Source organism: Streptococcus cristatus (assembly GCF_003944225.1).
GTDB lineage: Bacteria > Bacillota > Bacilli > Lactobacillales > Streptococcaceae > Streptococcus > Streptococcus cristatus_K.
In genome coordinates, this window is record NZ_RJPN01000002.1 from 275,241 (window position 1) to 289,509 (window position 14,269).

The 14,269-nt window shown below is 41.0% G+C and carries 14 protein-coding genes and 1 pseudogene; 1 reads left to right on the forward strand and 14 read right to left on the reverse strand.

Translation table 11 applies throughout. The features are described from left to right. Positions 1–77: 77 nt before the first annotated feature. From D8797_RS04335 to gtfB, 14 genes are all read right to left on the reverse strand, one after another. The gene (locus D8797_RS04335; protein WP_125379397.1) at positions 78–1,412 is read right to left on the reverse strand and encodes a dipeptidase; all 1,335 of its coding nucleotides are present in this window, start codon (positions 1,410–1,412) and stop codon (positions 78–80) included. A gap of 20 nt (positions 1,413–1,432) precedes the next feature. Next, complete coding sequence (locus D8797_RS04340) at positions 1,433–2,947, reverse strand: YfcC family protein (protein ID WP_125379398.1); 1,515 nt, start codon at positions 2,945–2,947, stop codon at positions 1,433–1,435. A 212-nt stretch (positions 2,948–3,159) separates the two neighbouring features. Then, positions 3,160–4,107 (reverse strand): carbamate kinase, encoded by a 948-nt coding sequence (gene arcC / locus D8797_RS04345; protein WP_125379399.1) that lies wholly within the window; start codon positions 4,105–4,107, stop codon positions 3,160–3,162. 163 nt (positions 4,108–4,270) lie between these two features. Further along, entirely contained in the window at positions 4,271–5,287 is a 1,017-nt protein-coding gene (gene argF, locus D8797_RS04350; protein WP_125379400.1) for an ornithine carbamoyltransferase, read from the reverse strand. 57 nt (positions 5,288–5,344) lie between these two features. Continuing rightward, positions 5,345–6,574: an arginine deiminase gene (arcA, locus tag D8797_RS04355; protein WP_005590767.1), complete on the reverse strand. Its 1,230-nt coding sequence runs from the start codon at positions 6,572–6,574 to the stop codon at positions 5,345–5,347. Between the two features lie 304 nt (positions 6,575–6,878). Further along, complete coding sequence (locus D8797_RS04360) at positions 6,879–7,565, reverse strand: Crp/Fnr family transcriptional regulator (protein ID WP_045499178.1); 687 nt, start codon at positions 7,563–7,565, stop codon at positions 6,879–6,881. Positions 7,566–7,609: 44 nt separating this feature from the next. Next, a complete protein-coding gene (locus tag D8797_RS04365; RefSeq protein WP_125379401.1) occupies positions 7,610–8,107 on the reverse strand; it encodes a DUF1648 domain-containing protein in 498 nt (165 codons plus the stop codon). Continuing rightward, positions 8,094–8,375 carry an autorepressor SdpR family transcription factor gene (locus tag D8797_RS04370; RefSeq protein WP_002896078.1) on the reverse strand — a complete coding sequence of 94 codons (282 nt, stop codon included), beginning with the start codon at positions 8,373–8,375 and terminating at the stop codon, positions 8,094–8,096. The genes D8797_RS04365 and D8797_RS04370 overlap by 14 nt, the downstream gene beginning before the upstream one ends. Next, the gene (locus D8797_RS04375; protein ID WP_125379402.1) at positions 8,353–9,141 is read right to left on the reverse strand and encodes a YhfC family glutamic-type intramembrane protease; all 789 of its coding nucleotides are present in this window, start codon (positions 9,139–9,141) and stop codon (positions 8,353–8,355) included. Before D8797_RS04375 ends, D8797_RS04370 begins: the two co-directional genes overlap by 23 nt. A 190-nt stretch (positions 9,142–9,331) precedes the next feature. After that, complete coding sequence (locus D8797_RS04380) at positions 9,332–10,384, reverse strand: serine hydrolase (protein ID WP_125379403.1); 1,053 nt, start codon at positions 10,382–10,384, stop codon at positions 9,332–9,334. A 113-nt stretch (positions 10,385–10,497) separates the two neighbouring features. Continuing rightward, the gene (gene sodA / locus D8797_RS04385) at positions 10,498–11,103 is read right to left on the reverse strand and encodes a superoxide dismutase SodA (protein ID WP_125379404.1); all 606 of its coding nucleotides are present in this window, start codon (positions 11,101–11,103) and stop codon (positions 10,498–10,500) included. A gap of 91 nt (positions 11,104–11,194) precedes the next feature. Beyond that, positions 11,195–12,232, reverse strand: coding sequence for a DNA polymerase III subunit delta (holA, locus tag D8797_RS04390; RefSeq protein ID WP_125379405.1), 1,038 nt, complete (start codon positions 12,230–12,232; stop codon positions 11,195–11,197). Positions 12,233–12,339: 107 nt separating this feature from the next. Then, complete coding sequence (locus D8797_RS04395) at positions 12,340–12,516, reverse strand: hypothetical protein (RefSeq protein ID WP_048764492.1); 177 nt, start codon at positions 12,514–12,516, stop codon at positions 12,340–12,342. 70 nt (positions 12,517–12,586) lie between these two features. Then, complete coding sequence (gtfB, locus tag D8797_RS04400; protein WP_125379406.1) at positions 12,587–13,912, reverse strand: accessory Sec system glycosylation chaperone GtfB; 1,326 nt, start codon at positions 13,910–13,912, stop codon at positions 12,587–12,589. A 103-nt stretch (positions 13,913–14,015) separates the two neighbouring features. Between gtfB and D8797_RS04405 the strand changes: the two are divergent. Beyond that, positions 14,016–14,269, forward strand: a pseudogene (locus D8797_RS04405) (transposase); the annotation flags it as partial.

The window sequence follows — 14,269 nt, forward strand, 5'->3', positions numbered from 1 at the left end:
AAATCCAACTCTTTTTTGTTTTGATCCGCAGTTTTTACTTGGAAAAATTGGCAACACTGATATCTATCTTAGCAATTTTATTCTCCTGCCAAGCGGAAAATAGTCTCAGCATAGATATCCATCGCACGATAGAGATCTTCCAAAGACGCTCGTTCATTGGCCTGATGTTCCGTCTGCTCCACTCCTGGGAAAAGAGCGCCAAAGGCCACACAATTTGGCATAGTCCGAGCAAAGGTTGCTCCACCAGAGGACATAGCTGGACTAGTATCGCCAGTCTTTTCTTGGTAGATAGCCATCAAGGTGCTGACCAGTTCGCTATCTTTAGGTACATAAAGCGGAGCCAAATAGTCAAACTCTTCATAGTCCAGTTGGTAGCGCCCAGCAATCTCCGCTAGTTGTGCTACTAGCTGATCTTTATCCGCTAAGACAGGAATCCGAATATCAATACGAATTTCAGACTTTTCTGAGTTCAGCGTCAGACCTGCAATGTTAAAGGAAAGTCTGCCAGACGGTTCATCTGAAATGTCGCCAAATAAACGGCCGCCAGTCGCATCTTCTCCCACTGCTTCTGCAATAAAGGCCAAGGCAGGATGAGTTTGTAAAGGCTGCAAAACTGTCGCCAGCCGAACAATAGCATTGATACCTTCAGCTGCATCCTTGGCATGCTTAGGCAGGCCGAGAACAGTAACTTGTTGGTCATTTTGCTCATAGTCAAAAGAAGCTACTTGCAAACCTGCCACGACCTGCTCTAAAAGTTCTCCTTGGTAGCTAGCCTTGCCAGGCACAACATTAAAGGCTGCTCCTGCTTCTAGGTCTAGCTTATCTGAGCCAGGACCATGCAGCTTGACTTGCAAGAGGCCTTTTTCAGCATAGGTCAAAGGGAAAGAAGAATCTGGTGCAAAGCCAAGCGTCGCTGTTTCTTCTAGTTCATTGTACCGACCCATACAGCGCCAGAGGGTCTCCTCGTCCGTACCAAAGATAAAACGAACCCGCTTTTTAAATGTAACTCCGCTATCTAGCAGAGCCTTTACTGCATAAAGAGCAGCCATTGATGGTCCCTTATCATCTTGGACACCACGTCCGAAGATCCATCCGTCTTTGATAGTTGCCTCAAATGGCGGTGTCCGCCAATCTGCCTCATCACCTGATGGAACAACATCCAAATGACAGAGAACGGCCAGGAGCTCTGCTCCCTGACCGATTTCTGCATATCCATAATAACCTTTAGGGTCAAGATAGGTAGTGAAACCTAAACCTCGACAAATCTCTAAAGTTTTTTCTAGGACATCTTGAATTGCTTGTCCAAAAGGTGTTCCATTTTCTCCTTCATTGAGTACCGAAGGATAGGAAATCAAGGTTTTTAATGATGTAAGAAATTCATCTTTAACTTGATTTGTGATATATGTTTTCATGGAATCACCTCACTCACTCTTTATAGGAATGGAATGAATGTTCCAAGGAGAAGAAGGGCGATAGTCACTACAATGATAGCAACTACAAGTTTGCCCATGAATTTCCACCAAGTACCGATGTTGATACGTCCAAGTGCAAGAGCTCCCATCACAATACCAGATGTTGGTGCGATCAAGTTCAAGACACCTGAAGCAGATTGGTAAGCAGTGATAATCAAGCTAGGACGCACATTGACAAATTCTCCGAGCGGAGCCATGATACCCATAGTCGCGCTGGCAAGACCAGATGAAGATGGGATCAAGAATGACATAGGCAGATAGAAAATATAAGTCAAAACGATAAAGACTTGTGAAGACAGACCGCTGAGGCCTTCTTTACCCCAGTTGAGGATAGTATCGGTAATCATGCCATCATTCATAATAACTTGGATACCACGGGCAATCGCTACGATCAAGGCTACACTGAGCAAATCAGCAGCACCATTCATGAAAGCAGAGATAATTTTGTCTTCTTTAAGACCATAAACAACACCGATAAGGATACCCATAAAGGCGAAGAGCATTGCGCCTTCTGGGAAGTACCAAGTACCCAAAGCAGCTGTAGATGAACCAACAATCTTACCGATAACTGGAAGACCAGTCAACCAAGTATTTAAGTCTCCGAAAAGAGTAATACCTAAGTCACTCCAAGGAATGAAACTCAAGACCATCAAGACGAAGGTCAGTACAAAGAGAACAAAGACATGTTTTTGTTTCTTAGTAAGAGTTGAGTTGACATTTTCTTCGTCTTCACCAACATTGAAGAATTTCATATCTTCATCACGTGTTGCATAAGTGAGAGACTTAGTTGGATCTTTTTGAATCTTATCAGCATACTTGTAAACGAACCAAGTACTAAGACCAGTCAAGACAAACCAGAAGATCAAACGAAGGATAATCCCTTCACCCAGACCGACACCTGCAGTTGATGAAGCAATACCTGTCGCAAACGGGTTCAAGGTAGATGCCAAACATCCAATCTGTGAACCGAGCAAGATAATGGCAACCCCAGTCAAGCTATCAAATCCAACAGCCATCATAACTGGCACAAGAAGAGGATAGAAGGCCATGGTTTCTTCACCCATACCATAAGTTGTACCACCAAGGGCAAACAAAGGCATGAGAACCAAAATCAACATCTTTTCGCGGCCCTTGTACTTCTTCACAATAGAAGCAATACCAGTATCTAGCATACCAGTTTCATTGACAACGCCAAGGAAACCACCAACCATGAGGATGAAGAAGGCTACATCGATCGCTGCACTTGTCTCCTTAATCAGCGAGCCTTCCTCTGGATGAGTACCTAGCATAGCCCGAATCGGTGCCATGAGAACATCCCAAATCCCTTGCGGATTTTGAGGTTGGGCTTTGTAAACACCATCCACAAAGGCACCCGCAGGAATGATCCAAGTCAACACTGCCATAATAGCAATGATTATCAACAAGACGGTATAAGATGAAGGCATCTTAAACCCTTTTTTAGCTTTTTCACTCATTTGTTTTTCCTCCTAATGTCTAACAAAGTGCAAAAAACCAACCACTTTCTTAAATAAATATTTAAGAAAAACGCTTTCTATTTATATTTATTTTACCACATTAAGGTCTAAAAAACTAGTATTTTTTGAAAATATCGCATTTATTTTCAAGAAATATTCCTAACTTGATATAAAGACGTTAGAAATACCATATATTTTACTAGTAAAATAGCTTATTCTTTTTCAATAATTGTTCCGCTTTCAGATTCAATCAAAGCGCCAAGATTTTCAAGGGAAGTAATAACTGCTTTTCCTTCTGGACGACCGTTGACAAAAGCGATAGCTGCTTCTACTTTTGGAAGCATGCTGCCTGGGGCAAATTGGTCTTGTTTGATATATTCTTCCAGCTGAGCAACATTCACATGTTCTAATTTTTCTTGATCAGGTTTATTGTAGTTGACAAAGACATAATCTACACCAGTCAAGACGATGAAGAGGTCAGCTTCGACTAATTCCGCCAAGCGTTGAGAAGCAAAGTCTTTATCAATAACAGCTTCAACACCAGCCAAATGACCGTTGTCTTCCTTGATGACTGGAATTCCGCCACCACCAGCAGCAACGACCACTTGACCAGCATTAAAGAGGGTACGAATTGTTTCGATTTCCTTGATATCAACAGGTTTTGGTGAAGCAACAACCTTGCGCCAACCGCGGCCAGCATCCTCTTTGAAAGTCGCTCCGCTCTTTTCAGCTTCTGCTTTTGCTTCTTCTTCTGAATAGAAAGGACCGATTGGTTTGCTCAAGTTAACAAAAGCTGGGTCATTTTTATCGACAACAACTTGTGTCACAACTGAACCAACATCTTTTTCGATACCTTCATCCAAGAGAGCATTTTGCAAGGCATTTTGCAGCCAGAAACCGATGCTACCTTCTGTCATAGCAACAAGTGAATCAAGTGGGAAAGCGGGGTTCTTTTCAGAATCAGCTGCCAAGTGTTGGAGCAAGAGATTTCCAACTTGAGGACCATTACCGTGAGTGATGATCAAATCATCCCCATTTTTGATCAATTTTACAAGGTGCTTAGCTGTTTCCACCAAAGCTTCCTGTTGAGCTTTTGCTGATGGATCAGAAGAAAGAATCGCATTTCCTCCCAAAGCCACTACAATTTTACGATTTGCCATAAATTCTCCTTTATCACATTCAATTGAATGCCTTTAGATTTCGGTTTAATATTTTTTCAAATTTTTATAAGAAATAACAGATTTCCATCATATAAAAGAGGACTGGACTAAAGCTATTAGTCGCAGCCCTCATAGCTGTTGGTAGACGGTTTCTTATATAAGATTATACTTTTGGAATGTAAAGGTTGCCGAGTGTAGCAGCCATAACAGCTTTGATTGTGTGCATACGGTTTTCTGCTTGGTCAAAGTGGCGAGCGTATTTGCTGCGGAAGACTTCGTCTGTTACTTCCATTTCTTCTACGCCAAATTTTTCAGCGACATCTTTACCGTAGACAGTATTTGTATCGTGGAATGCTGGCAAGCAGTGCAAGAAGATCAAGTCTTCATTATCAGCTTTCTTCACCAATTCCATGTTAACTTGGTAAGGTTTCAAAAGTGCAACGCGTTCTGCGAATTTATCTTCTTCACCCATAGATACCCAAACGTCTGTGTAAAGTACATCTGCACCTTTAACAGCTTCGTCTGCATCTTCAGTGATGAGGATGTGTGCGCCGCTTTCTTTAGCAAAGCCTTCTGCCAATTCAACAATTTCTTTTTCTGGGAAGAGTTCTTTTGGTGAGAAGATGTGAACGTTAACGCCAAGGATAGCTCCTGTTACCAGCAAGCTGTTAGCAACATTGTTACGTCCATCACCACAGTAAACCAATGTCAAGCCTTCCAAACGACCAAAGTTTTCTCGAACTGTCAAGTAGTCAGCAAGCATTTGAGTTGGATGCCATTCATCAGTCAAACCATTCCATACTGGAACACCTGAGAATTCTGCCAATTCTTCTACCATGCGTTGGCTGAAGCCGCGGAATTCAATCCCGTCAAACATACGTCCCAATACTTTAGCAGTATCTTCTGTAGATTCTTTCTTACCAAGCTGAATATCATTAGCGCCAAGGTATTCTGGATGTGCACCAAGGTCGATAGCTGCTGTAGTAAAGGCTGCACGCGTACGAGTAGATGTTTTTTCAAACAAGAGAGCGATATTCTTACCAGCAAGATAATGGTGTTGAATATTGCGTTTCTTCAAGTCTTTCAAGTGAGCTGAAAGTCCGATTAGGTATTCTAATTCTGCACGAGTAAAGTCTTTTTCTGCAAGGAAGCTACGTCCTTGGAATACTGAATATGTCATTCTGTTATTTCCTCTTTCTAGTTATTAAATTTCTATTGATAAATTGTCGAACACGAATTAAACTTCTTCACGTTCAAATGGCATAGACATGCAACGAGGTCCACCACGGCCCCGAACCAATTCACTTCCGCGAATCTTGATCAAGCGAAGCCCGTATTCTTCCAAAATCTTGTTGGTTACAGTATTGCGGTCATAAACCACTACCACACCAGGAGCGATAGTCAAGGTGTTAGAACCGTCATTCCATTGTTCACGTCCAGCTGCTACGATATTGCCGCCACCGCAACGAATCAAATGAACTTTTTCTACGCCAAGGTTTTGCGCAAGGAGTTCAGCCAAGTCACCTTTTTCTTCAACGATCTTCAGTTTTTCGTTTTCATAAGTAACGGAGTAAACGCGAAGGTCGCCTTCGATTTCTGGGTGGATGGTGAACTTGTCATAGTCAACCATAGTGAAGACAGTATCTAAGTGCATGAATTTACGGTTGTTAGCAAATTCAAAGGCCAATACTTTCTTGAAGCCAACATTCTTCTTGAAGATGTTCACCAAAAGTTTTTCGATAGATGCTGCGTCTGTACGTTGAGAAATACCAACTGCCAATACATCTTTAGAAAGAACTAACTCATCTCCACCTTCGATACGAGTATCTTCTTCACGGTTGTAAACCAATTCCACTTTTCCAGCGTATTCTGGGTGATATTTGAAGATGTATTTACCGTAAAGTGTTTCACGGTTACGAGTATCTGCAAACATGTGGTTGAGCGATACAGCATTACCAATGGTTGCAAATGGATCGCGTGTGAAGTAAAGGTTTGGCATTGGATCAATCGCAAATGGATAATCTGATTCTACCAAGTCAGTCAGACCCTTCGCTTCGTCAGGAATTTCTGGCAATTCAGCTTTTTGAACCCCTGCCATTGTTTTTTCAACCAATTCTTGGTTGTCCTTGATACCATGCAGCAATTCACGAATAGCTTTCTTCGTTTCGCGTCCACGAATATTTGCTTCTTCCAAATATTCTTCGATGAACTGTTCACGAATTTCTGGAGAAATCAAGGATTCAGCAGCCAATTTTTCGAGATAAAGAACTTCAATTCCTTCATCACGAAGAGCTTGAGCGAATGCATCGTGTTCTTTTTGAGCATCTTCCAAGAAAGGAATGTCATCAAAAAGAAGACGTTCTAGATAGTCCGGTAGCAAGTTTTCCAGCTCTTTGCCCGGACGGTGCAACATAACTTTTTTCAGTTTTCCAATTTCTGAGAAAACATGAATTGGATGTGTAGACATCTATTGTCCTCCTTTTCGTTGAGGTTTGGTTTCCCAATCCCTTTTATGCTATTATTCTATCACGAATTGGAAAGGCTTACACCTAAAATCTTACATTACAAATGCCAAATCCTTTGCGTTTTTTATAAAACATTATAATATTTATTTATTCTAAAGCGTTTTCTTTGCATATTTCGGTTATTCTATTATTTTTAGGAATATATATTTTTTTGTAAAAAATATATGTTCAATTAATATTAGAATATGATCAGAAAAAACTTTTAAATGTGTAAAAATGTTTGAAAAAAGCCAATCAAATGATTGATTAGCTTCCTTCAAAATATCTCATAAAGTAATCCTTATTCTTAAATGTCAATTTTTTATGCTCGTAGTCAATCACTCCTTCTTCTCTTAGTTTTTTTAGAACCTGATTGACTGTTTCACGTGTGGTGGCTCCTAACTTGGCCAACTCTTTCATACTCATTGGAAATGGAAGTGTATCCTGCTCTTTGCACAGATCCATGCATAAAATAGATAAAGACTGGGTCACACGATCCGTAGCACTGGCTGAGACGACATTCCGTAAGCGCAATTCCTGAAATTCTAAAATCTGTGATAAACGCTTGGTGATAAACAACAGCTGATCAACATTCTTTTTTGAATAGTCTTCAAATAAGTCCATAGGAATGCTGAAATATTCGACATTGGTGACCGCGCTAGCCGTATAATGATAACGCTCATCGAAAAACATACCTCCATATGGAAACACACTATTCATTTTAATATAGTCCATATAAGAAAAAGTATCGGTTGAATCATACTGTTCGATACGAACATAGCCTCGATGCAGGAGGAAAAGACGATCCCTACGGTCCCCTGAAAAGAAGATAATCTGTCCCTTGGGAATCTTGCGGAATTGAATCTCAATAGCAATCTTATCAAAAATTTCCACAGGAAAATGTGCAAATGCTGGATGCTGTCTAATAATCTGATAATGTTCCTTATTGATCATAATAACCCTTCTTACTTGCTATTAGTATTATAGCATAAATCCGCTTACAGGCAGAAAACAGCCATTATAAAAATAAGAAAGCCTAGCAAAACTAAAAGACGTGCCCACTTTCTATTCATGGGTTTTCTATCCGCCTGGACTTTTTTCGGCAGATAATTTCCCATAATTATAAAAACAACACCAACAATCACAGTTGCTATTTTACGGATATCAAAGTCCTCGTCTAAGCCCCCATAGATAGTCGCCATATAGAGTAAGACAAAGCTAAAGGGAAAGATCCAGCGAATAAGGTGTTTAAAAGTGGGATTTAAGATATCTTTAGCAACAGTAGACCAATAAATCATAACTTCTAGCAGCATCATGACAATTGGAAAAGCAGAGATTAACAGAAACTTAGGTAAAAAGCTGTCTCCTTCCCCAGATAAGTCAAAGTGAATCGCTAGGCTATCTGGTAATTCTTGATAGACCCAGATGGCATAGAAAACTGGCAAGAGCATGACGCCAAGTGCCCATCCTAATTCTTGTAAACTATTTTTTTTCATTTTCGTTTCCTCCTCCAAGAGATTGAAACCAGACAAGAATTTCTTCAAAAACAGTGACATCTAAGCTGTAATAAATAAAGTTCTTCTGCTTTTCTTCTATGAGTAGACCGGCTTTCTTTAGCTGAGAGAGGTGGTAGGATACCGTCGCAGGCGTCAGCTCAAAAGCTTGGGCAATTTCCCCTGCAGACTTCGGACCATGCTTGAGCATTTCCAGAATCCCCCTCCGAACTGGGTCAGCTAGAGCTTTAAGCGTTTGACTGATCCCCATGATTAGACCTTTCTTTCAGGTAAACTTTCAAGATTTTCTTGGTCAGAAAGACTAGTACCACTACTTCTACCAAGAGTAGAGCTTCAACTGCAAGTGGCGGAAGAAAGCCCACCTGAGCCAGGGCAGGCGCTAAGTCAATCAGGGCGTGAAGTCCCAGCGCAGCTAAAAAATACACTGGAGCCTTCTCCTTGACCGCCTTCCAAACCCAGAAGGTCAGCAAGATTTGGATAAGAATAGCCAAGATCCGCTCAAGAGCCAAAAGGTAGATGCTGCCAGCACTCATGGAACGGACATTGTCAATAACTGCTTGAGGAATTTGAGCCAGCATCTGAGCATTCCCCTGAGTCACTACTTGAGCTATAACCCAAAGGTTTAAGAGACTGACAATACCAACAAACAAAGCCTCAATACCACCATGCCCCAAGCCATAGGCCACACCATCCCTAAAGGTCAGTGGACGCTTCTTTTGCAGCCAGTAAAAGATGACCCAGCGACCTGTTTCTTCAAAAATAGCTGCCGCAGCAACAGCATAAAGAACGTATAGCCAAGGATTTTCCGTCCGCAAAGAAATAGTCCCATCAGCCTGAGGCTGTAAAACGATACGATGCAAGATATTTTCCAGAACCTGACTAGACAGATAAAAGCCAACTCCCCCTAAAAGAAAGACTAATAAAGAAATGTGCTTGGTCTTTTTAAAATAAACCAAAGGAACAAGGACTGCTCCTAAAATCAGCAGCATAGCAATCAAGATATGAATGGAAATCATCGTTTTTCTCCTGAACTGTTTAGATTTTTTTCTAAATAGATTATACATCTTTCTTTTCTTTCTGTCAAATCTATTTTGATTTTTTTCTAAATAGATTTCAATCTAAAAGTCATCAAGCTTTACTGCAATTAAAAACCAAAAATACGCCCAGATTTTCATCTAAAGCGTATTTTTTCTGATTTCTATTAGATTAATTCATGTTGACCCGGTGCCACTCATTGATGATATAGGCAATTTGACCGACCTGATCAATACCAACTCCGCTGATCTCCTCACTAGCTTCTGTGCTGCCACCTAGATAGGCGGTATAAAGTGCCACAATATAGGGCTTCTCCTCCATAACAATAGCATCAACATTGAGAGCCTCTCTAACATACCCAGGCTTTTGGTAAATTGTCAAATCGTATAAATAACGCTTGTAATATTCACCAGGGAAGGAAACACCGATAAAATAAAGAATGTCCTTGTATTTTTCTTGATTATTCCACAGATACTCTAGAACTTGAATATAATAATCCGTTGTTGTTTTGTTTTCTCTGCTGATCGTCTTGACTTTAGCTTTTGATCGACCATATCTTTCAAACATGCTGTAGGCCTTATCCATACCACCTAATCGCTCTGCTAGCGCATAAGCGGGCGTATTTTCAGAGTAAACCAAGGAATACTCCTGCATATCAGGAATAGACATGGCGCCATTGAAGGCCGCTACATAGTTATCGTGCTCTCCTTTGTATTCATATATGGTATTGGTAATATCAAACCGCTCTTCCAGCGATAATTTTCCTGCTGCTACCTCATCAACAACCAACATATTAAGAGGAAGTTTATAAGTAGAGCCTGCTGTCATAGGCTGGGTATCATTCATGGCATAAGTTTGCCCACTCGTCAGATCTTTATAAGAAAAAGCAATCTGCGAAGAGTCAATTCCCATGTCATCCATATAAGCCTGAACAATTTGTGGCAAGGTCATATTCGCATAATCGTAAGATAAACCCAAAGCTTCCATGGTTGGAAGGTCTTGCTCTATCACCTCTTGCTTCTCTTCCATCGTCTTGCTAGCACGCGCAGTCGCCTCAGACTTCGTTTCCTCTCCTTCTGTAGCCTGTGAAGAAGCGATTGATTGACCTGCTTCTGCTATCTTTTTATCAGCTCGCTGTGGCTCCACCAAAAGACCCAAAAAACAAATAAATAAGAAAACACCACCGAACCAGCAAGCCAGTTTCTTTATGTCATTTTTAATCAAAGTTTTTCTCCTAATATTTTAGTATTATAAAAGATTCTCATTAAAATAACAAGTAGAAAGGTCAATTTAAGGGCATTTAAAAACGAATCATTGCGATCCGTTTTATAATTCTATTATTTAGCTGCTGCGTAGAGCTCATCCACTTTCTTCCAGTTGATCACTGAGAAGAAAGCCTTGATGTAGTCAGGACGCACGTTGCGGTATTTCACGTAGTAGGCATGTTCCCAAACGTCCAAGCCGAGGATTGGTGTCTTACCTTCTGAGATTGGTGTATCTTGGTTCGCTGTTGAAGTTACTTCAAGTTTCCCTTCTTTGTTGACAACCAACCATGCCCAACCAGAACCGAAACGAGTTGTTGCTGCTGCAGTAAAGGCTGCTTGGAATTCTTCGAATGAACCGAATGTCGCATCGATCGCTGCTGCAAGTTCTGATGAAGGAGCTGTCTTTTCAGGAGTCATCAATTCCCAGAAAAGAGCGTGGTTCAAGTGTCCACCACCGTTGTTGATCACTGCTTGGCGAATATCAGCCGGAATAGACTCAACATCTGCCAACAGTTTTTCTAAATCTTCACCAATTTCAGGATGTTTTTCAAGCGCCGCATTTACGTTATTTACGTAAGTTTGGTGGTGCTTATCATGGTGAAGGTGCATTGTTTCCTCATCGATGTAAGGTTCCAAAGCGTCGTATGCATAAGGTAGATCTGGTAAAATAATTGCCATTTACTTGTCCTCATTTTCTTTATTATTATACAAATCATAACGTAAAAACGCACATTTTTCAACTATTTTGCTTATAAATTTTGCTAAGCTTTTAGAAGTTTCCTGTTGCGATTTTCAGCAAGGCAAGGTCAAAAAGGTAGTCCTTGTCATAGAGGCCAGACTTGATTTGATAGTCCGTTTCAATCAAGCAGGTCAGGGTTCTTTTCAGAAAGTTGAGACTGAGCCCACGCGCATCCTTGAGTGCAAACTTGACTTGGAAGGGATTTATCTTGCGGCCTAGATAGTCTGATAAGTCCGACACGATTTGGCTCTCGGATCGGCCATTATCCGCCAAAATTTTAACCTGAGTAAACATTCGAAACTGGCCTAACATGATGGCAATCAGCTTGATTTCATCTTCACCCTGCAAGGTCAGATCGCGCACCAAACTCCGTGCGGCATCAATTTGTTTCTGTAAAATCAGCTGAGTCAAATCAAAAATGTTGTCCTGCAAAGTTTTAGGAATCGCCTCAGCAATGTCTTCCAGACTGACTTGCCCCGACTCTTTATAAGACTTCAGAAAAGCCAAGTTTTTACTGATTTCGCTGAAATGAAAGCCTGATTTGATCAGCAAGTGGTCAAAAGCCTTCGGAGCAAAGTCCAGACCTTCAAGCTGTGCCTGTTTGGCAAAATACTGGCGTAAATCTGCTTCCTTAATCTCAGCCGCTTCAAAAATCTGTCCATCGCGCTTGAGCATCTTGACTAGTCGGCGTTTGCTGTCCAGCTTGCCTTCCGCGAAAATGACCAATTTGGTCGTGCTACTAGGAGCTTCCAAATACTGCTCAAAGGACTTGAGCTCTTCATCCGATAAATAGCGCTTTTTCGCTGTTGTTAGATCCGCAAAATGATCTAAAATAATAATCTTTTCATCCGCAAAAAAGGGCAGACTGACTAAATCTAGCTCCACATCTGCATAAGATGTTTCTTTCATATCAAACAACGTGATATTCAAATCCGCTGGATCGTAGTGGATCTGCTTCAGAAACTCGTCTTTTAACAGCTCAAATTGCCCTAAGTCATCTCCCGTCAAAATCGTTAAGGTCGGAAGGTTTTCGGGAGTGATTTTCCTAATTTTTTCAATTGCTAACACAGTGGCACTCCCTTCTATTTTCTTGATTCTTAGTCATGTATAAATTGTAACAAAAAACAGCAGGAAAGTCTGCTGTTTTTTTATCATTCTAACTAGAATATTAGAGACTAAAAGAATTGTCCCAACTGCATGATGATTGTGACCAAAAGGGTGATCAGAAAAAGAATACCGCCTAACACTGCAATCATACTAAACTCTTGCTTCTCTCTTTTCAACGGTTTTCTACGATTATCTAGTTGCTCGTTGATATGTTCCTGCAGAATTCCCTTTTTCTTCTCTGGCATGATTGTCCTCCCTTACTAAATCTGCATAAAGGAACTTGCCTTCATCGAAAGCAAGTTCTCATGTATCTGGTTAAAGAATGGCCTTATATTGCTCCAAACTAGCCTGATTAGCAGCCTGTTTCTGTCTAGTAAGTGCTGCTTCCATCTCTGATGAGTGGGCAAGGACAGCTTGAATCTTATCCACCATGGTTGAGACATTTTCTAGCGCATAAATGTGATTATCCGCAATAAATCGATGGCTATGACAAGTGTTTTTGAAGCTGAGAATCAGCATGTTGTTCTCAAAAGCTGTGCGACATGCATTTAGGATTTCATCGCTGATATTGATATCCAGATACAAGTCACAGCGAGCAAAAAGTTCATTCACCTTAGCTGGACGAATATTAGGGTAGAGGGAAATATTCGGATAGCGATTTAATTCCATCAAATGGCTTGACATTTCTGTGATGGCTCCAACATGGAAATGTACATTTGGCAGCTGAGTCAAGAGCTGCTCTATTTGCTCAAGCTGATCACTATTGGTCAAAATCAGGGCTTCTGGATTCATATTATTAAGACGCTGGTAATCATAAATATAACCAATATTGTGGAAATAGACTTTTTCTTCTGGTGTTGCCAAGCTTTGAATTTTCTCATATACCTGCCTGTCCTGAACAGCGATGCGGATATTGCGATGAGGCATTTTCATAGCTACTTTCATATTACCAGGTAAGGATTCTCCGATAGGCTCTTGCCAGAAAAGAACATCTTCTGCACGACCATTTTTAGGACGAAGAGCGTAGGCCACCAAGAAGGGGGTTGCTAGAGAATTATAAATAATACGATCTGTATCATATCCACGATATTGCAGATAAAAGACGACAAATTCTTGTTTGGATTTAAAGATATGACGCTTTCCTTCAAGTGTCAAGATGATATCACCAGTCAGATGATTTTCCATAATCACCACGACATTGCTCTGGTCAAAATAACGAGTATGGGTCGGATGTTGTGTCTGATCGTAGGTTATTTGTGCGAAAAGGCGTCCTTTGCGATTATAGATATCTGCTGCTCGAACCTGCCCCTCTGTATCCAACCATTCGACAGCCCGTACACGTCTTTCATGCGTTGGTTGGCGATAGAAAATATTCGCACGCTTCTTGCCCATATCCAAGATTTCGCCATTTACATTGCTGGAGCGAATCTCCCATAGGTGCGGTTTGGGGACAAGATTAAAATAAATTGGACGGCCTTCTGGCGTGTCCAAGTCTCCTGTAAAATAACTGTAAGGAGACTCGACATCTGGTGAAAGATAGCCATCGTCTTGTACAACAACAGGACAATCAAGTCCTGTTGCTTTTAATGAACGTAACAAATCAAAACTTGCTTGATCATAGCGGTCAAACAAACAAATCATAGTGGTTATGCCTTTCTTTCTGAATCCTACTTAGTTGGTCTGAGCCGATCGAACTAGATCAGACCAGCGCTGGGCAATATGCTCATCAAGGTAAGGCTCAGCTATCTCACTCGCTAAACAATCTTTTTGTGCGGTCAAGAAAACCTCTCCAATGCTTGAAGAGGTTCGCTACTATGCTCAAGAATTGCTTCGTCTTTCTGAACGCAGACAAGTTGTCTTAAACGACATGGTAGCTCTAGCTCAGCCTTTACCAGAGTATAACATCTTACGGTCAATTTCTGGCATCGCAGAAACCACAGCGACATCTATCATTGGCGAATTGGGAGATATTCGTCGATTTCACTCTGCCAATCAAAT

Excerpts from the sequence above, each read along its gene's own strand:
- D8797_RS04335 (WP_125379397.1), bottom strand. The coding sequence starts at position 1,412 with ATGAAAACATATATCACAAATCAAGTTAAAGATGAATTTCTTACATCA.
- D8797_RS04340 (WP_125379398.1), bottom strand. The coding sequence starts at position 2,947 with ATGAGTGAAAAAGCTAAAAAAGGGTTTAAGATGCCTTCATCTTATACC.
- arcC (WP_125379399.1), bottom strand. The coding sequence starts at position 4,107 with ATGGCAAATCGTAAAATTGTAGTGGCTTTGGGAGGAAATGCGATTCTT.
- argF (WP_125379400.1), bottom strand. The coding sequence starts at position 5,287 with ATGACATATTCAGTATTCCAAGGACGTAGCTTCCTTGCAGAAAAAGAC.
- arcA (WP_005590767.1), bottom strand. The coding sequence starts at position 6,574 with ATGTCTACACATCCAATTCATGTTTTCTCAGAAATTGGAAAACTGAAA.
- D8797_RS04360 (WP_045499178.1), bottom strand. The coding sequence starts at position 7,565 with ATGATCAATAAGGAACATTATCAGATTATTAGACAGCATCCAGCATTT.
- D8797_RS04365 (WP_125379401.1), bottom strand. The coding sequence starts at position 8,107 with ATGAAAAAAAATAGTTTACAAGAATTAGGATGGGCACTTGGCGTCATG.
- D8797_RS04370 (WP_002896078.1), bottom strand. The coding sequence starts at position 8,375 with ATGGGGATCAGTCAAACGCTTAAAGCTCTAGCTGACCCAGTTCGGAGG.
- D8797_RS04375 (WP_125379402.1), bottom strand. The coding sequence starts at position 9,141 with ATGATTTCCATTCATATCTTGATTGCTATGCTGCTGATTTTAGGAGCA.
- sodA (WP_125379404.1), bottom strand. The coding sequence starts at position 11,103 with ATGGCAATTATTTTACCAGATCTACCTTATGCATACGACGCTTTGGAA.
- D8797_RS04395 (WP_048764492.1), bottom strand. The coding sequence starts at position 12,516 with ATGCCAGAGAAGAAAAAGGGAATTCTGCAGGAACATATCAACGAGCAA.
- gtfB (WP_125379406.1), bottom strand. The coding sequence starts at position 13,912 with ATGATTTGTTTGTTTGACCGCTATGATCAAGCAAGTTTTGATTTGTTA.